This window comes from uncultured Winogradskyella sp. (genome assembly GCF_963975125.1).
In the GTDB taxonomy this organism is placed as follows: Bacteria; Bacteroidota; Bacteroidia; order Flavobacteriales; family Flavobacteriaceae; genus Winogradskyella.
Genome location: NZ_CAXBGB010000029.1, coordinates 1 through 17841, shown reverse-complemented (window position 1 = coordinate 17841; position 17841 = coordinate 1). Strand labels below are relative to the sequence as shown.

Sequence of the window (17841 nt, the reverse complement as noted above, 5' to 3'; positions counted from 1 at the left end):
TTCCGGTTGATGATAGTATACTGAGCAGAAGGAATATCAAAAGAGATCTTTTTTAATTTCGAATAGATTGATGACATCTTCTTTGGTTTCGTTAATATTCCAAACATGGAAACCTAATTGTTCTGCAGTAGCTGTATTGTCTTTAGTGTCATCTATAAATAGACACTCATTTGAGATTAAGTCATTTTCGTTTAGTACAAATTCAAAAATGGTTGCATTTGGTTTTCTTAAATGAATTTCTTGAGATAAATAGAACGTATCAAAGCAGTTTTTAAAATCTTGGTAAAATGAGACATTCTCTTTTATAAAGTTAATATGCATAGTATTAGTGTTACTCAATAGAATTAACTTAAATTCTTTCTTTTGAGCCAAATCTTTAATAAAATTTAGTCTGTATTCAGGAAAATCTTTAATAATATAGTTCCAAGCATCAATAATATTGGTTTCACTTAAATTAGGAAATCTCGATTTGTAAAATTTAATAAATTCTGAAGTCGAGATTTTACCAATTTCATATTGAATATTAGTTGCAAGCATATCGTCTTCAAAAGTTTCTAAGCTAAAAAGATCTAAGGCGTTTTGTTGCGCTCCTTGCTTGTCTAAATTTATGAAGACATCTCCAAAATCGAATATCAGTGTTTTAATCTTTTGCATAAACTCTTAATAAATCACTTTTAAATTTAGATTCAGAAATTAATATTCCATTAAGTTTTGGTGCATTTGTACCGTCCTTAAATTCAGTAATACCAATAAAAACTCTCGCTTCATCCCAAAGCCCTTCATTTATAAATGTTTGAAGCGTTTGTGAGCCACCTTCAATAATAACAGAGTTTATATTCCTTTTATATAATATATCAGCAATTTGAATAGCAATTGGTTTATTAAAATCAATTTCTCTATTAGTAATTCTATATGTTTTGCCATCATCATTAAATACATTGAAATCAGAATTTAATTTCGATTCTCGATCTAAAACAACTCTAATTGGATTTTCACCAGCCCAATCTCTAACCGTTAAACTAGGGTTGTCTTCTGAAACTGTATTGGTCCCAACTAAAATAGCATGTTCTTCAGTGCGCCATTTATGAACGAGTTGACGCGAGTAAGTATTAGTAATCCAAACTGGTTTTTGTTCGTTTTTAGTATTTGGAGCAATAAAACCATCTTTAGTTTCTGCCCATTTTAATATTATGTAAGGACGCTTTTTGTTATGAAAAGTAAAAAAGCGTTTGTGATGGGTTTTGCACTCGGCTTCCAAAACGCCAACAGTAACATCACAGCCTGAAGCTTGTAGTTTAGCAATGCCTTTACCAGCAACTTCAGGATTATGATCAATACAGCCTATTACGACTTTAGGGATCTTGTGTTTTGCAATTAAATCACTACAAGGAGGTGTTTTGCCAAAATGACTGCATGGTTCTAAAGTAACATATAACGTGCTTTTGGTTAATAAAGCTTTATCAATAACTGAATTTATAGCATTTATTTCGGCATGATTACTTCCGTAGAAGCTTGTAAAACCTTCACCAATAATTTTGTTATCACATACTATAACAGCACCAACCATAGGATTTGGTCGTGTCGTACCCAAACCGTTTTTAGCAATTTGTAAACAACGCTTTATATAGAATTCGTGTATTTGCAATCTATAGTTTAATTTTTAGTTCTTGGGTTTCATCTACTGAGTAAGTAGATGAATAGCCAAAGACTTTATACTTAATATTACCTTTATATTGCACTTTTAAGCGTTGCGAAATTAAACTACCTAATAAACCATCAAGGCTTTTCTTATCTATAAGGCTATCGGTTGCAACTGTGACTATAAGCGGTATTTTAAAATTCTCTTTCGAAGGCACATCAAATTCATCAGCTACAACTGTAGCTACTTCAGTATCGTTAATGTAAACTTTTAAATCGTCTGTCTTTAAAACACCGCCAACATCATTAGGGTTATTAAACAAGGCATCTGCACTAAGTGTAATCGATTGAATCGTTGAGTTTACAACCTTAATGTTTTCTAGTCCAACAAATTCTGGTTGTTCTGTTACAGTACAGTTGAAAACTAGTGTAAAAAATAACGAAATGAATAAAAATCTTTTAAGCATAAAATAGGAATTATCTCTATCTTCATACCGAAATAAATTCAGTGTAAAAATCATAAATTAAGTGCGTAAAGATACTATTGTTATTCGAGAAATTGAACTAGAAGACAATCCAAAAATTGCGAAAGCGATTCGTTCTGTTCTAATAGAAATGGGTGTGCCAAAGGTTGGTACAGCTTATGAAGATGAGGCTTTAGATTGTATGACGGAAACTTATAATAAACCAAAGAAGGCCTATTTTGTGGTTGAGGATGGAAATGAAATTATTGGAGGTGCCGGAATTTCACCCTTAGATAATTACCAAGGCAATATATGTGAGCTACAGAAAATGTATTTTATGTCAGAAGCTAGAGGAAAAGGTTTAGGTAGTAAAATGATGGCTAAATGTATAGAATTTGCGAAACAAGCTGGTTTTGATCAGTGTTATTTAGAAACAATGCCTTATATGGTTGATGCGAGTAAACTATATAGAAAGGTAGGTTTTAAAAGTATAGATAAACCAATCGGAAACACAGGGCATTACTCGTGCTCAGTCTGGATGCTTAAAGATTTGTAGTGTGTTATTAAAAGATCTTAAAAAAATATATCATAAAGAATTAGATGCTATTTATGGAAAGGAAGAAGTCAATAGCTTCTTTTTTCTGTGTATTGAGCATTATCTCAACTTGCCACGTTTTCAGTTAGCGTTACAACCAGAATTCGCGATTATAAAATCAGAAACAGATACTTTTTTTGAAGTATTGGAAAGTCTAAAACAACAAAAACCAATTCAATATATTATCGGTAAAACAGAATTTTATGGATTACCATTTAAAGTGAATGAAAATGTACTTATTCCAAGACCAGAAACAGAAGAAATCGTTGCGTTTGTTCTTCAAAATATTAAAAAGCAAAAACTAAATTCCAAAGTCATTAAGATTTTAGATATTGGCACAGGTTCTGGCTGTATAGCAATTACACTTGCTAAACACCTGCCTAATGCAAAAGTATATGCTTTAGATGTGAGTAAGGAGGCTTTAAAGGTGGCCACACTAAATGCAGAATTAAATATGGCAAATGTCACCTTTATACAAGCAAATATTTTAGTCAAAAGAAGTCTTTCTGAACTCAATATGGAATCTAAGTTCGATATTATTGTGTCAAATCCACCTTACGTAAGAAAATTAGAAAAAGTAGAAATAAAACCTAACGTCTTAGACAACGAACCGCATTTAGCTTTGTTTGTAGAAGATAATGATCCGTTGCAGTTTTATAAGGTTATAACAGATTTTGCTGTTGATAATTTGAAAACCAAAGGAGAATTATTTTTTGAAATTAACCAGTATCTTGGTGAAGAAACTAAAGCTTTATTAACTGATGTTAATTTTAAAGAAATAGAGTTGTTGAAGGATCTAAATGGCAATTATAGAATGTTAAAAGGAAGAAAAGAATAGTATGAAACATTCATAACGATGCATTTTGTCACTCGAAGAAATTAGAATGATAATTTTTACATGTGACCTACAATAAATATAAACACATGAAAAGTATATCCGTTTTTTGCGGCAGTAGTGAAGGAAATGATGAAAAAATTGTAGATGAAGCTTATCGATTAGGTGAGACTTTGGCAGAGCAAAACATAACATTAATTTATGGTGCTGCTAAGATTGGTGTTATGGGTAAAGTGGCTCAGGGTGTAATTGACAACAAAGGTGAGACTATTGGTGTTATTCCAATATTTTTGAAGACCAAAGAAATTGTGCATTCTGAGCTTACCGAGTTAATTGTAACAGATAATATGCACGATCGTAAAGTGATTATGTACGAGAGAAGTGATGGATTCATAATCATTCCAGGAGGTTTTGGTACCATGGACGAGTTTTTTGAAATTACAACTTGGGGACAATTAGGCTTGCATACCAAGCCCATAGGTATTTTAAACACCAATGGATACTACGATGCGCTAATAGCGCAATGCAAAATGATGGTAGAACGTGGATTTTTAAAACAAGACAATTTAGATGCTGTTGTTGTAGATGTTACAATAATTGGTTTATTAGAAAAGATGAATAATTACAAACCATTACCTGCTCCAAAATGGTTGAATAAAGAAGGTTTATAGAAGAATGAGTACTAAAAAACAAATAGAATTACTTCGCAAAGAACTACGTCAACACAACCACAACTACTACATTCTAGATAATGCGAGTATTAGTGATTACGACTTTGATATAAAGCTAAAAGAACTACAAGGTTTAGAAAATCAACATCCAGAGTTTTTTGATGCCAATTCGCCAACGCAACGTGTTGGTGGAGAAGTGACTAAAAATTTTAAAACTACGGTTCACGATTTTAGAATGTATTCTTTAGATAATTCCTATTCTAAACAAGACTTGCTAGATTGGGAAACCAGAATAAAAAAAATGGTTGATGGAGACGTGCAATATACATGTGAACTAAAGTATGATGGGGCATCTATGAATCTCACCTATGAAAAAGGAAAGTTAATTAGAGCTGTTACAAGAGGAGATGGCGTACAAGGTGATGCGGTTACTGCAAATGTAAAAACCATAAATACGGTTCCACTACAATTAAAAGGGGATTTTCCAGACCGTTTCGATATTAGAGGTGAAATTGTTTTACCAATAGAAGGTTTTTTAAAAATGAATGAAGAGCGCATTGCTAACGAAGAAGAACCATACAGAAATCCTAGAAATACAGCATCTGGAAGTTTAAAGTTGCAAGATAGTTCAGAGGTTGCTAAACGACCATTAGAATGTTTGCTGTATAGTATAAAAGGGAATAATCTAAACATTCAAACACAATTTGAAGGTTTAGAAAAGGCGAGAAATTGGGGATTTAAAGTGCCTAAAGAAGCTAAATTAGTTAATACTATTGATGACGTTTTAGAATTTGTTGAGTATTGGGATGAGCATCGTCATAATTTACCTTATGAGATTGATGGAGTAGTAGTTAAGGTTAATAATTTTTATCAACAAGATGAATTAGGATTTACAGCCAAAGCTCCAAGATGGGCAATGGCTTATAAGTTTAAAGCAGAGCAAGTTTCTACTCGACTTAATGAAATAACATACCAAGTTGGTAGAACTGGTGCCATTACACCAGTTGCCAATTTAGAGCCTGTACAATTGGCTGGTACTACTGTAAAACGTGCATCTCTTCATAATGCAGATCAGATTGAAAAACTTGATATTAGAGAAGGAGATGAGGTGTTTGTGGAAAAAGGAGGTGAAATTATTCCAAAGATTATTGCGGTTGATTTATCTAAGCGACCAGAGAATTCTCAACCAACCCAATACATATTAAATTGCCCAGAATGTAAAACTGCACTTGAGCGTATTGAAGGAGAAGCAAAGCATTATTGTCCTAATTATAATGGTTGTCCGCCACAAGTAATAGGTCGTATTCAGCATTACATATCTAGAAAAGCCATGGATATTGAAGGTTTAGGTGGTGAAACTGTGGCGCTTTTGGTTAAGGCGGGATTAATTAAGGATTATTCAGATTTATATAAATTAACTGTTGAGCAAGTCATTCCTCTAGAGCGTATGGCTGAGAAAAGTGCTGAGAATTTAATTAATGGAGTAGAAGCTTCTAAGCACATTCCTTTTGAGCGTGTCTTATTTGGTTTGGGTATTCGTTATGTTGGTGAAACTGTAGCTAAAAAATTAGCAAAACATTATAAATCTATAGATGCTTTAATGTTTGCTTCAACATTAGATTTGGTAACTGTAGATGAAATAGGGGAGCGTATTGCAGAAAGTGTTGCTGAGTTTTTCTCTTCTGAAGACAATCAAAAGATTATAGAGCGTCTAAAATCTTTCGGTGTACAATTAGAAATCTCAGCAGAAAAGTTAGCCAACCAAACTGAAAAGCTAAAAGGCGAGTCAATTGTAGTCTCTGGTGTATTTGAATCAATATCTAGAAATGAACTTAAAAAACTCATAGAAGAAAATGGCGGAAAAGTGTCATCTTCTATATCTTCTAAGACTAGTTTTTTAGTAGCTGGTGACAAAATGGGACCGAGTAAACGAGAAAAAGCAGAAAATTTGAATATTACCATCCTCTCGGAGCAAGCGTTTTTAGAGAGATTGAAATAAATTCTTACACAAAAATACGTAAATCATCGATAAAAAGTGTTTTTTTATCGTTTAATTGTAAAATAATTTTATATTTGCTTTATTAATAAGGGATTAATTAATGTTAGTAAATAAAATATTAAAAGTTGTGTTATTGCTCTTAGGTGGCATCTTTATCTTATTTCAAGGTTTTGCTTTTGAAATTGAGGGAGCCGCAGTAAGCTCACTGGCGCTCGTTTTACTCACAATTTTATATTGTAAATGGACAGAAAATAAGTCAATTTATTTCTTTTGGTTTTTGGTAACCTTTACTTTTGCTCATTTATTAAGTTATTCTGCATATTATGGTCCATTAATCGAAGAAGGGAGTATAGATTATTTTTATTACAGCGCTAATATTCTTTATATAACGGCCTATATATTTCTAATTATTAAAATACTTATAGGTTTAAATTTAAAAATTGTGTTTTCCGAGCTCGCAATTCCAGTTTTCATTCTCATTATTTTAGATATCTTTTGTGTTTATATAGTTTCGGCGACTACAGAGAATGTGCTTTCTATTTACGAGTATTCTTTAGAGCTTGCATACAATGCTGTAATAATGGTATTGTTATCCGTTGCTTTAATTAATTATATGTATAGAAACGATAATAAGTCTATGCTTTTTTTACTTGGTTCTATCTGTATCGTATTTTCGGAAATAATTCAACTGGCTTATTTTTACATTCTAAATAACAATGATCTAGGCTTTATATATTCATTCTTATTAGTTATCGCCTTTGTGTTTCTCTATTTACAATCACAGCTAGATTTTACAGGTCCAGAACCTGAGTATATAGATGAGCAAATAGAAATTTAACCTCTTAATGAGTAGAGATTTCTTTTCTTTATGAAAACAAAATAATTCAAATTCTTTCGAGAAGTTTAAGACTAAAAGTTTTAAAAATAGATGCGCTGTCTTTGTGAGCCATAAATTTAAGAGGGAGTGTTTGTTTTAAGATTATGGTTACAGCTTACCCAGAATTAAAATGGTCTTAATAGGTTTATGCTTTTAATGGTTGAATTGAAATTTTAAACGTTTAAATTTCTTTCAAAATAATTTAAACAATTATTGAAGCTCCATCTACTTTTGTATCCTTTCCGTGTTCAAGATAAAAATCAACTTTCCCAAGATATAAGCCATAAGCACCAACTTGATTTACAAGAACATTCTTGCCTGTGCTGTTCTTTTCTATAGTTGGTTTTGGTAAGAAGGTGTGTGTGTGTCCTCCGATTATAAGATCTATGTTTTTTGTGCCTCTGGCAAGGTTAAGATCACTTACAAGATCTGGGTGTTTCTTATAATAATAGCCTATATGAGATAAGCAAATTACTAAATCACAAGACTGCTCTTCCTTTAAAATTCGAGACATGTCTTGTGCTACTCCAATAGGGTCATTGTAAACAGTTTCTTTGTATAAATTCTTATTTACCAATCCATCGAGTTGAATACCTAAACCAAAAACACCAATTTTAATACCGTCTTTTATAAATACTTTATAGGGTTTTACGTGCGTATCCATTACAGTATTCGAAAAATCGTAATTAGCAGAAACAAAATCGAATTTTGCATGCGGCATTTGAGCATAAAGTCCATCAATACCATTATCAAAATCGTGATTTCCAATAGTTGCTAAATCATATTTTAGCATGCTCATTAGCTTAAATTCAAGTTCGCCACCATAATAATTAAAGTAAGGAGTGCCTTGAAAAATATCACCAGCATCTAACAACAAAGTATTCGGATTTTCCTTTCTTATAGATTCAACCAAAGTTGCTCGTCTAGCTACACCACCTTTGTTTGCATTTCTCCCATCATCTGGCCCAAAAGGATCGATGTGACTATGCACATCGTTAGTATGGAGAATAGTTATCTTCTTTGCTTGAGATGAGTTAAAAGATTGTAATCCTAATCCGCCTAAACCTACTAATGCCGTCGCTGCTGTAGATTGCTGTATAAACTGTCTTCTTTTCATGGTCTAGTCATTAAGTTTAATAAAACGATTATCAATTTTAGGGTTAAGAGTATCTGTCTTTTTAAAATAATCTATAAGAACATTTCTAATTTTATAATCTAGTATATATAAACTATCATTTGGATGAAAAAAGGTCATTCTATCTCCTCCATTATAGAGATAATCATTAGTAGCAATATAGTATGTCTTATCTATATCTATTGTCTTATTATTAATAATGGCAGACCTAATTTCAAAATCGTTATTAAGCGTTAACTGAAGTTGCTTAGATACTGGATGTGCACGTTTAGCCTTAGATAAATAAGTCATCATTTGTATAACTTGTTCCCCTTTTAAAGCAGTAACAACAACAGCGTTTTCAAAAGGCATCACTCCGTAGGCTGTTCTCGCAGTTATGTTTCCTTTAGAAATTATAGAACGAATACCACCTTGATTTAACAAAACAAGATCAATGTTTTTACCGGTACGTTTATTAAATATAGGATTGCTTTCGCTGAAAACAGCATCTGCCATTAGATTTCCTAAAGCGGTATTAAGTTCTCCATCCGATTTAGAATAAGTTTTAGGTGCATAAGAAATAATGCTATCTAAGTCTTTATTGACGCTTTCTCTATATGGTTTTATAAAATCTTCAATAGATTGATTAGAAGCAATACTTTCATTAATATCTATTCGTTTTCCTTCAATTTTAGTAAGATGAAAATCTTGGTTACAAGAAAAAATAAGGAGCAAAAAACAGAGTTTTAAAATATGTTTAATAGTCATTGAATAACTTATATATAGTTTATAATAAAATGTGAGTGCTTTTATTAAATTTGCACAAAGTCTAAAGGTAAATGATTTTAAAAGCATTTAAACAAAAATCAAATCAAAAATATGTCAACAAATTGTTGGCTGCACGTAAATCTGCGGTTAACAGCAATAAGGTAAAGACAATTGCGGTTTTATTAAATGCAAAAGAATATATTGATTTTGAGATGTTTAAGTCTTTTTTTAAGGTATTGAATCTGTCATCTCCCAAGCATAAGATAGTTGCGTTTACAACAGACGATAAATTAGATCATAATCAATGGGACACCTATTATAGTCCAAAAGATTTTGGTTGGAAAGGAAAAATAAATAATTCTGATTTACAAGATTTTATTGATGAGAGCTATGATGTTTTAATAAGTTATTATAAGGAAGAAACATTGCAGTTAAATTTAATAACGGCTGCTTCTAAAGCGAATTTAAAAGTGGGCTTATCTCGAAATGATGAACGATTATATGATCTCATTATTAATGTAAAACCAAAGGAAATACAAACATTTAAACGCGAATTTAAAAAATACTTAACCATTTTAAATAAATTATAATGACCAAATTTATAGGCACAGGTGTAGCTTTAATAACACCTTTTAATGCAGATTTAAGCATCGATTTTGATGCGTTGAAGCGCTTGGTTGAATATAACATTGCAAACGGTACAGATTACTTAGTGGTAAGTGGTACTACAGGTGAAAGTGTTACTGTAACTACTGATGAGAAGAAACAGTTGATTAAATTTATTACTAAAATTAATAAAGGCAGATTACCACTTGTAATAGGAATTGGAGGAAATAATACAGCTAATGTAGTCAATGAAATTAAATCAACAGATTTTTCTGATATAGATGGTGTTTTATCTGTTTCACCCTATTATAGTAAACCAACTCAAGAAGGGATTTACCAGCATTTTAAAGCTGTCGCAGAAGTCTCACCAAAACCAATTATTTTATACAATGTACCAGGAAGAACGGCGTCTAATATGTCGCCTGAAACTATTTTAAGATTAGCAAAAGATTTTAATAATATCGTCGCTGTTAAAGAGGCTGGTAATAATGTGCATCAATATTTAGAGTTGTTGAGAACTAAACCAAGAGATTTCTTGGTATTGTCTGGCGATGATGATTTAGCTTTAGGAGTCGCTTTAGCAGGTGGGTCTGGCGTAATTTCTGTAATTGGGCAGGCATTACCTAAAGAATATTCAGAGATGATTCGTATGGGTATTGCTGGTAAAGTGAAGGAGGCTTATAATATTCACTTTAAATTAATGCCTATAATGGGATTTATTTTTTCAGAAAACAATCCAGCTGGTATTAAGGCGGTTTTAGAGAGTTTAGGAATCTCAAAATCGCATGTGCGTTTACCACTTGTAGAAGCAACAGAAGAGCTTAAGAAAATCATTAAAAATGAGTTAAAAACTTTGGGTAAAAGTTAAACTTAATCTAAATTAGTTTTAGCACTCAAAACAAGGTTTATTTTAGCATAAAATATTTGTTTTCAAAATCAGTTAATAATGTGTACTTTTGCAACTTGTCTAAAATTTATGAAGAGAGGACTTTACATACTACTTATCAGTATTCTATTTGTTTCTTGTAGCGACTTTCAGAAAGCTTTAAAATCTGAAGACACCGCTGAGAAGTTTAAAATGGCTAATGAGCTTTATGAAGCTGAAAAGTGGAACAAATCTTTCAGATTGCTAGAACAAATAGTACCAAAATATAGAGGGAAGCCACAAGCTGAAAAGGTAACCTTTATGCATGCTATGTGCTCCTATAAATTAGGAGATTATTACATAGCTAGTTATCATTTTAACAAGTTTGCAGATTTATACGGCAATAGTGAGAAAGTTGAAGAAGCTTCATTTTTAGGGGCTAAAGGCTATTATTTTAATTCCCCTATATATTCTAAAGAGCAAAAGGAAACAGTAGATGCGATAGAGAAGTTACAGTTATTTGTAAATGCGTATCCAAATTCTCAGTATTTAACTGAAGCTAATTTGTTGGTAAAAGAATTAGATTTTAAACTAGAGAAAAAAGCTTTTGAAATTGCAAAACAATACGATCTCATTAGAGATTTCAAAGCTTCTATTAAAAGCTTTAATAATTTTTTACTCGAGTTTCCTGGTACAACGCTTAGAAATGACGCCTTGTTTTACAGATTAGATGCAGCATACAATCTAGCAATTTTAAGTGTAGATTATTTAAAGGAGGAGCGTATAAATGAAGCCTTAGGCTATTATAATTCATTAAAGAAATCATTTCCAAACTCTGAGTACTTGGAAGATGCAACAAGAATGCAGCAAGAATTACAACAAGAATTAAATACGTTTAACACAAAAAGTTAATCATTATAATGATAGATTTAAAAAAGACAGATGCACCAGTGAGTTCAATAACTTACGACAGAAACGAAATCGATGCTCCAACAGACAATATCTACGAAGCTATTTCTGTAATAGCAAGACGTGCAGAACAAATTAATACAGATATAAGACGCGAGTTAATTGATAAACTTGAAGAGTTTGCAACATACAACGATAGTCTTGAAGAGATTTTTGAAAACAAAGAACAAATTGAAGTGTCTAAGTTTTACGAAAAATTACCAAAACCACACGCTTTAGCAGTTAAAGAATGGTTAGATGATAAAATTTACCACAGAAATACTGAGGACACTCAGGAATAAAGCAAAAGCCTTAGATGTCTATTCTAAAGGATAAAAATATTTTATTAGGCATTACTGCTGGTATTGCCGCATATAAATCTGCTAGTTTAGTACGATTATTTATAAAAGCAGGTGCAAACGTAAAAGTCGTTATGACACCTGCTTCTAAAGATTTTATAACTCCACTTACCCTTTCCACCTTATCTAAAAACCCGGTTTATTCTTCTTTTGTTGATGAAGAAGATGACAACCAAGTTTGGAATAACCACGTTGATTTAGGACTTTGGGCAGATGTATTTATCATCGCGCCAGCTACAGCAAACACAATGGCAAAGATGGCAAATGGTGTTTGTGATAATATGCTTTTAGCAACCTATCTATCTGCAAAGTGCCCTGTTTATTTTGCGCCTGCAATGGATTTAGATATGTATAAACACGAATCCACTAAAAGGTCTTTTAAAAAGCTTATATCTTATGGGAATAAACTGATTCCAGCAGGTACTGGTGAACTCGCCAGTGGTTTAGTTGGGGAAGGTCGCATGGCGGAGCCAGAACATATAGTAACTTATATTGAAAAAGACATTCTAGATCAATTGCCACTAAAAGGGAAACGAATTTTAATTACAGCTGGTCCAACATACGAAGCTATCGACCCTGTTCGTTTTATAGGAAATCACTCTAGTGGTAAAATGGGTTTTGAAATTGCTAATGCAGCTGCAAATTTAGGTGCTGAGGTAGTTTTAGTTACGGGTCCAACGCATCAATCTATAAAGCATAGTTTAATAGAGATAATGCCTGTTGTGAGTGCTGAAGAGATGTACAAAGAAGTACATAAACATTTTAAATCATCAGATATTGCTATACTTTCTTCTGCTGTTGCAGATTACCGACCAAAAACTGTGGCCTCTCAAAAAATAAAGAAGAAGAATTCAACGTTTAGTATAGAGTTAGAAAAGACAAAAGATATTTTAAAATCACTTGGTGAGATTAAAACCAGCCAATTTTTAGTTGGTTTTGCCCTCGAAACTAATAATGAGTTAGAACACGCCAAAGGTAAACTTAAGTCTAAGAACTTAGATTTAATAGTTCTTAATTCATTGCAAGATAAAGGTGCTGGTTTTGGAGTGTCCACAAATAAAGTTACATTTATAACATCATCGGAAGAGGTTATAGAAAACAAGCTTAAATCTAAAGCAGCGGTAGCCCAAGATTTAATGCAACAAATATTAAAACAATTACATGCGTAAGATATTAGTTTTATTAGCCTTTTTATTTACAACAGTTTCTTTTTCACAAGAGTTAAATTGTACAGTTAAAGTTATTGCTCAGTTAACAGGTAATGAGAATAACGTTGTATTTAAAACTTTAGAAAAACAGTTAACAGAGTTTATAAATAATACACAATGGACTGAAAAATCTTTTGGTCAGCAAGAACGCATTAATTGTAGTATGGTCATTAATGTGAGAGAGTATAGTAATGATTTGTTTTCTGCATCTTTGCAGGTATCATCGTCTAGACCTATTTATAACTCAACCTATAGTTCACCAGTTTATAATTATAATGATAAAGATTTCAACTTTCAATATTTAGAATTTCAAAATCTTGTATATAATCAAATTCAGTTTGAGTCTAATTTAATATCTGTTTTAGCATTCCATGTATATATGATTTTAGGAATGGATGGAGATTCTTTCGCTCTAAATGGAGGTGATGCCTATCTTAAACAAGCTCAAACTATTGCAAATTATTCGCAACAACTCAACGGTCAAGGTTGGAAATTAGAAGATGGTTTACAATCGCGTTTTGCTCTTATAGACAATCTTATGTCTCCAACATTTAAGGAAATGAGATCTGCTATGTATAATTATCATATTGGTGGTTTAGATATTATGAATGAAAGCCCTAAAAAAGGAAAAGCACAGGTAATCTCTGCTTTGTCAGAATTACAGAAGGTACATAGAAGTCGTCCAAACTCTTACTTAATGCGTGTATTCTTTGATGCAAAGTCCGATGAGATTATGGATGTTCTTTCTGGCGGACCAAGTGTTAATATTACAGAGGCTCTTGATATTTTAAATAGAATTGCACCAATGCATTCTCAAAAATGGAGAAACATTAAGTTTTAAATTTTCTAAATTCACCTAATAAGTTGCCTCTTGTTATATTGTTTCGATAACTATTGCGATGGTTTAGAATCTTTAATATTTTATAATGTAAGTACACTTTAAAGTTAATAAACGAGAATATTTCTTCGTCTATTTCAAAATATGAATTTGTAAAAACTTAAATTTGTAATTACTAATTATAGATTCTTGCTGACTTCACTTTACATAAAAAATTATGCTCTCATCGATGAGCTGACTGTACAGTTTAATAATGGACTCACTATTATTACTGGAGAAACTGGTGCAGGCAAATCTATATTACTAGGAGGTCTGTCTTTGGTGTTAGGAAAACGCGCAGATTTAAGCCAAGTAAAAAAAGCGAATGAAAAATGTATTATTGAGGGTGTTTTTGACATTGCTAGCTATAACCTGAAGACATTATTTAAATCTTTAGATTTAGATTATGATATACAAACCATCATAAGAAGAGAAATTTTACCTTCAGGTAAATCGAGAGCATTTATTAATGATACACCAGTTACCTTAGAGAGCTTAGTGGCTCTAAGTAGTCATCTTATAGACATCCATTCGCAACATCAAACACAACAACTTACACAAGACGACTACCAATTTAGGGTTGTTGATGCTTTGGCTAAAAATGAATCTAACTTAAATGAGTTTTCAAAGCTTCTGGCTACTTATAAAACACTTAAAAAGGCTTTAGAGAAAATAAAGGATTCTAAAGCTGAAACGATTAAGGAATACGACTACAACCTATTTCTATACAACGAGCTGAGTGAAATAAATTTAGAGGCTATAAATCTTGAAGACATAGAAACTCAGTATGAAGAGTTAAATAATGTTGAGGTTATAGGTGAGAAGTTAAGTAAAGCAAAGACAGTTTTAAACTCTGAAGATTTAGGGATATTAGATCAGCTTAATATTGTAAAACAAGAATTATATAAAATTTCAAGTTTTGGAAAAGCCTACGAAACCATTAATGATCGCTTTACAAGTATTGGTATAGAATTAGATGACATAGTAGTAGAATTAGATAACCTTGAGGAGAACTTGTCATTAGACCCTCAAGAATTAGAGCGAGTTAATAGTAAACTTCAAGTAGTAAATAATTTATTTCAAAAACATTCGGTATCAGAAATTGAAGACTTAATTAATATTAAAAATCAACTTCAATCTAAGATTACTAATACAGAAAGTTTAGATGATACTATAGCTAATAAAGAACAAGAAATTCTTCAAGTTGAAGAAGAGCTTAATCAAATTGCCAAAAAAATCCACAAAAACAGAAAAAAGATTATACCTGTATTTGCTTTAAAATTAGAAATTATTCTTGCAGATTTAGGCATGCCAAATGCCAAATTTAAAATTGACCTCAAACAATTAGATCAATTTACTACAAACGGAAAAGACAGTTTACAGTTTTTGTTTATGGCAAATAAAGGGTCTAGTTATAATACGCTTAAGAAATCAGCATCAGGTGGTGAATTATCGCGTATTATGCTAGCTATAAAGTCTGTTCTGGCAGAATATATTCAGTTGCCATCAATTATGTTCGATGAAATAGACACAGGTGTTTCGGGTGAAATTTCTAACAAAATGGGTGAAATAATGAAACAGATGAGTCTTAGGATGCAGGTTTTTACAATTACCCATCTGCCTCAAATTGCAGCTAAAGGAGATTCTCATTATAAAGTATTTAAAACTGATGATGAGGATGCAACACATACACAACTCAAAAGATTAAATGAAGAAGAACGTATTGTAGAGATTGCACAAATGCTCGGTGGCTTAAGTGTAACTGAATCTGCTATGGCACATGCTAAGCAACTATTGAATTGATACTATTTACATTAATACAACAACCAACTAATTAAAGACTTATACTATGTATAACTTACTTAAAGGAAAAAAAGGAATCATATTTGGGGCATTAGACAAAAACTCTATTGCTTGGAAAACTGCAGAACGCGTGCATGAAGAAGGCGGCACGTTTGTGTTGACTAATGCACCAGTAGCGATGCGAATGGGTCAGATAAATGAGCTTGCAGAAAAAACAGGCTCACAGATTATCCCTGCAGATGCAACCTCTGAAGAAGATTTACAAAACCTAATAGAACAAGCTATGGAGATCTTGGGAGGTAAATTGGATTTTGTTTTACACTCTATAGGTATGTCTATTAATGTTAGAAAAGGGAAGCATTATACAGACCAAAATTATGCATGGACACAAAAAGGAACAGATGTTTCTGCGATGTCTTTTCATAAAACAATGCAAACACTATACAAAGCAGATGCTATGAACGAATGGGGAAGTATTGTAGCGTTAACCTATATGGCAGCGCAGCGTGTGTTTCCAGATTATAATGATATGGCAGATAATAAAGCCTATTTAGAAAGTATAGCACGTAGTTTTGGCTATTTCTTTGGTAGAGATAAAAAAGTAAGAGTTAATACCATTTCTCAATCACCTACAGCAACAACTGCTGGGAGTGGAGTTAAAGGCTTTGATGGTTTTATAGCTTACGCAGAGAAAATGTCACCACTAGGTAATGCAACAGCATTAGACTGTGCAAATTATACGGTATCTTTATTTAGTGATTTAACAAAACGTGTTACCTTACAAAACCTATACAATGATGGTGGCTTTAGCAATATGGGAGTGAGTGATGCTGTAATGGATACATTTGTAGATAACCAATAATCAATTGATTACAAACTTATTTTGAAAGTTGTTATACGAATTGTGTAACAGCTTTTTTTATTCATAAGATTAAAGTTCGACTTTATATTAAGTCAGTAATATCTAAATTTATAAATACTTGGATCCAGTTTTAATGTTATTTATCACTCTTTTTTTACACTTTAACGATTTGTATCTCAAACAGAATAATGTCTTAAATAATTAACATATTTTTAAGGAATTACTAACTTAATAATATTTTTCATGAAAAAAATTACATTTAAAATTTTAGTAGTGGCCTTGTTAATGTTTGCATACAATGGTATGGCACAAACATTAAACCAAGCCGCTAGTTGGCCTAACGCAGGCTGGACATTAACAGGTACTTACACACCTGCTGGATTACTTAGTGATCCGTCTACTGCTGCTACTTTTAGCTTTGACGATGATGCCGCAGGTAGCAGTTCTGCTGATGATCTTCAAGCAACTTCCCCTGTAATTGACCTTACAGCAGCAAGTGGTGCTGGCGAAACATGGATTACCATTAGTGGTGATGTTGTTTACAGGGCACTTACTGATGTATTACAAATAGAAATCTATGATGCTGATGCAATGACTTGGTCTGCAGCTGAAACATTTGCAGGAAATTCTACAAATACAGATTTCCAAACATGTGCAGGTACTGCAATGTATACTACAGCAGTAATTAATATTGCTGGATATACTGGTACACAATTGTCTGGCTTCCAATATCGTTTTACTTATGACGATCAAGGTGGATGGAAATGGGGATGGTGTTTAACGTCACCAACAATTACGTCTGCGACACCACCAATGTGTCCAGATCCTTCAACATTAACTGCGTCTAACATTGATGGTTTTTCTGCAGATTTAGGATGGACAGAAACTGGTTCTGCAGCATTGTGGAATATAGAATTAGTAGATATTACTGCAGCAGGTGTTGCTACAGGAACAGCTACTTCTACTGGAGTTGCTAATCCATTTAATCAAACTGGATTAACACCTTCTAATAGTTACGAATTTTATGTACAATCAGATTGTGGAGGCAGCACTTCTACGTGGGTTGGACCTTTTGCGTTTTCAACTACTGTTGCTTGTCCAGATCCAAGTGCATTAACAGCAACTAACGTTTTAACGAATAGTGCAGACCTTGGATGGACTGCTGGTGGATCAGAAGCGTTATGGGATGTTGAATTAGTAGATATTACGGCAGCAGGAGTTGCTACAGGAACTGCGACTTCTACAGGCGTTGCAAATCCTTACAATCAAGGAGGATTAGCAGATAGTAATGCTTACGAATTTTATGTAAGAGCAGATTGTGGAGTTAATGGAGCTTCAACTTGGGTTGGACC

At 32.5% G+C, this 17841-nt stretch carries 18 protein-coding genes and 1 pseudogene; 14 read left to right on the top strand and 5 right to left on the bottom strand.

Going from position 1 to position 17841, the window contains the following annotated elements; all coding sequences use genetic code 11:
• Window positions 1-36 precede the first annotated feature (36 nt).
• From AAC053_RS05955 to AAC053_RS05945, 3 genes are read right to left on the bottom strand one after another with little or no spacing between them, the layout of a single operon-like run.
• Complete coding sequence (locus tag AAC053_RS05955; RefSeq protein ID WP_339754033.1) at window positions 37-654, bottom strand: HAD-IA family hydrolase; 618 nt, start codon at window positions 652-654, stop codon at window positions 37-39.
• The gene (gene ribD / locus AAC053_RS05950; protein WP_339754031.1) at window positions 641-1645 is read right to left on the bottom strand and encodes a bifunctional diaminohydroxyphosphoribosylaminopyrimidine deaminase/5-amino-6-(5-phosphoribosylamino)uracil reductase RibD; all 1005 of its coding nucleotides are present in this window, start codon (window positions 1643-1645) and stop codon (window positions 641-643) included. Before ribD ends, AAC053_RS05955 begins: the two co-directional genes overlap by 14 nt.
• Before the next feature lies 1 nt (window position 1646).
• Window positions 1647-2105, bottom strand: a complete 459-nt coding sequence (locus tag AAC053_RS05945; protein WP_339754030.1) for a hypothetical protein — start codon at window positions 2103-2105, stop codon at window positions 1647-1649.
• Window positions 2106-2166: 61 nt separating this feature from the next.
• On the opposite strand from AAC053_RS05945, the gene AAC053_RS05940 reads away from it, so the two are divergent.
• The 5 genes from AAC053_RS05940 (at window position 2167) to AAC053_RS05920 (ending at window position 7040) form a co-directional block, all read left to right on the top strand.
• A complete protein-coding gene (locus AAC053_RS05940) occupies window positions 2167-2658 on the top strand; it encodes a GNAT family N-acetyltransferase (protein ID WP_339754028.1) in 492 nt (163 codons plus the stop codon).
• A gap of 1 nt (window position 2659) precedes the next feature.
• Window positions 2660-3535, top strand: coding sequence for a peptide chain release factor N(5)-glutamine methyltransferase (prmC, locus tag AAC053_RS05935; protein ID WP_339754025.1), 876 nt, complete (start codon window positions 2660-2662; stop codon window positions 3533-3535).
• Between the two features lie 86 nt (window positions 3536-3621).
• Window positions 3622-4203: a TIGR00730 family Rossman fold protein gene (locus tag AAC053_RS05930; RefSeq protein ID WP_339754023.1), complete on the top strand. Its 582-nt coding sequence runs from the start codon at window positions 3622-3624 to the stop codon at window positions 4201-4203.
• Window positions 4204-4207: 4 nt separating this feature from the next.
• Window positions 4208-6202, top strand: a complete 1995-nt coding sequence (gene ligA, locus AAC053_RS05925; RefSeq protein WP_339754022.1) for an NAD-dependent DNA ligase LigA — start codon at window positions 4208-4210, stop codon at window positions 6200-6202.
• Window positions 6203-6302: 100 nt separating this feature from the next.
• Window positions 6303-7040 carry a hypothetical protein gene (locus AAC053_RS05920; protein ID WP_339754021.1) on the top strand — a complete coding sequence of 246 codons (738 nt, stop codon included), beginning with the start codon at window positions 6303-6305 and terminating at the stop codon, window positions 7038-7040.
• A 241-nt stretch (window positions 7041-7281) separates the two neighbouring features.
• On the opposite strand, the gene AAC053_RS05915 is transcribed toward AAC053_RS05920, so the two are convergent.
• Both AAC053_RS05915 and AAC053_RS05910 read right to left on the bottom strand, forming a co-directional pair.
• The gene (locus AAC053_RS05915) at window positions 7282-8196 is read right to left on the bottom strand and encodes a metallophosphatase (RefSeq protein ID WP_339754019.1); all 915 of its coding nucleotides are present in this window, start codon (window positions 8194-8196) and stop codon (window positions 7282-7284) included.
• A gap of 3 nt (window positions 8197-8199) precedes the next feature.
• Window positions 8200-8928 carry a 5'-nucleotidase gene (locus AAC053_RS05910; protein ID WP_339754018.1) on the bottom strand — a complete coding sequence of 243 codons (729 nt, stop codon included), beginning with the start codon at window positions 8926-8928 and terminating at the stop codon, window positions 8200-8202.
• Window positions 8929-9032: 104 nt separating this feature from the next.
• On the opposite strand from AAC053_RS05910, the gene AAC053_RS05905 reads away from it, so the two are divergent.
• From AAC053_RS05905 to AAC053_RS05865, 9 genes and pseudogenes are all read left to right on the top strand, one after another.
• Entirely contained in the window at window positions 9033-9551 is a 519-nt protein-coding gene (locus AAC053_RS05905; RefSeq protein WP_339754016.1) for a hypothetical protein, read from the top strand.
• Window positions 9551-10435: a 4-hydroxy-tetrahydrodipicolinate synthase gene (dapA, locus tag AAC053_RS05900; protein ID WP_339754014.1), complete on the top strand. Its 885-nt coding sequence runs from the start codon at window positions 9551-9553 to the stop codon at window positions 10433-10435. The genes AAC053_RS05905 and dapA overlap by 1 nt, the downstream gene beginning before the upstream one ends.
• A 108-nt stretch (window positions 10436-10543) precedes the next feature.
• Window positions 10544-11344 carry an outer membrane protein assembly factor BamD gene (gene bamD, locus AAC053_RS05895; RefSeq protein ID WP_339754012.1) on the top strand — a complete coding sequence of 267 codons (801 nt, stop codon included), beginning with the start codon at window positions 10544-10546 and terminating at the stop codon, window positions 11342-11344.
• A gap of 8 nt (window positions 11345-11352) precedes the next feature.
• Entirely contained in the window at window positions 11353-11682 is a 330-nt protein-coding gene (locus tag AAC053_RS05890) for a DNA-directed RNA polymerase subunit omega (RefSeq protein WP_339754010.1), read from the top strand.
• 14 nt (window positions 11683-11696) lie between these two features.
• Window positions 11697-12908 carry a bifunctional phosphopantothenoylcysteine decarboxylase/phosphopantothenate--cysteine ligase CoaBC gene (gene coaBC / locus AAC053_RS05885; RefSeq protein ID WP_339754009.1) on the top strand — a complete coding sequence of 404 codons (1212 nt, stop codon included), beginning with the start codon at window positions 11697-11699 and terminating at the stop codon, window positions 12906-12908.
• A complete protein-coding gene (locus AAC053_RS05880; RefSeq protein WP_339754008.1) occupies window positions 12901-13788 on the top strand; it encodes a DUF4835 family protein in 888 nt (295 codons plus the stop codon). Before coaBC ends, AAC053_RS05880 begins: the two co-directional genes overlap by 8 nt.
• A gap of 186 nt (window positions 13789-13974) precedes the next feature.
• A complete protein-coding gene (gene recN, locus AAC053_RS05875; RefSeq protein ID WP_339754005.1) occupies window positions 13975-15627 on the top strand; it encodes a DNA repair protein RecN in 1653 nt (550 codons plus the stop codon).
• 46 nt (window positions 15628-15673) lie between these two features.
• Window positions 15674-16489: an SDR family oxidoreductase gene (locus AAC053_RS05870; protein ID WP_339754003.1), complete on the top strand. Its 816-nt coding sequence runs from the start codon at window positions 15674-15676 to the stop codon at window positions 16487-16489.
• A gap of 243 nt (window positions 16490-16732) precedes the next feature.
• Window positions 16733-17841, top strand: a pseudogene (locus AAC053_RS05865) (hypothetical protein); the annotation flags it as partial.

Coding starts and splice junctions, on each gene's coding strand:
- AAC053_RS05955 (WP_339754033.1), bottom strand. CDS start 654: ATGCAAAAGATTAAAACACTGATATTCGATTTTGGAGATGTCTTCATA.
- AAC053_RS05945 (WP_339754030.1), bottom strand. CDS start 2,105: ATGCTTAAAAGATTTTTATTCATTTCGTTATTTTTTACACTAGTTTTC.
- AAC053_RS05930 (WP_339754023.1), top strand. CDS start 3,622: ATGAAAAGTATATCCGTTTTTTGCGGCAGTAGTGAAGGAAATGATGAA.
- ligA (WP_339754022.1), top strand. CDS start 4,208: ATGAGTACTAAAAAACAAATAGAATTACTTCGCAAAGAACTACGTCAA.
- AAC053_RS05920 (WP_339754021.1), top strand. CDS start 6,303: ATGTTAGTAAATAAAATATTAAAAGTTGTGTTATTGCTCTTAGGTGGC.
- AAC053_RS05915 (WP_339754019.1), bottom strand. CDS start 8,196: ATGAAAAGAAGACAGTTTATACAGCAATCTACAGCAGCGACGGCATTA.
- AAC053_RS05905 (WP_339754016.1), top strand. CDS start 9,033: ATGATTTTAAAAGCATTTAAACAAAAATCAAATCAAAAATATGTCAAC.
- dapA (WP_339754014.1), top strand. CDS start 9,551: ATGACCAAATTTATAGGCACAGGTGTAGCTTTAATAACACCTTTTAAT.
- bamD (WP_339754012.1), top strand. CDS start 10,544: ATGAAGAGAGGACTTTACATACTACTTATCAGTATTCTATTTGTTTCT.
- AAC053_RS05890 (WP_339754010.1), top strand. CDS start 11,353: ATGATAGATTTAAAAAAGACAGATGCACCAGTGAGTTCAATAACTTAC.
- coaBC (WP_339754009.1), top strand. CDS start 11,697: ATGTCTATTCTAAAGGATAAAAATATTTTATTAGGCATTACTGCTGGT.
- AAC053_RS05880 (WP_339754008.1), top strand. CDS start 12,901: ATGCGTAAGATATTAGTTTTATTAGCCTTTTTATTTACAACAGTTTCT.
- AAC053_RS05870 (WP_339754003.1), top strand. CDS start 15,674: ATGTATAACTTACTTAAAGGAAAAAAAGGAATCATATTTGGGGCATTA.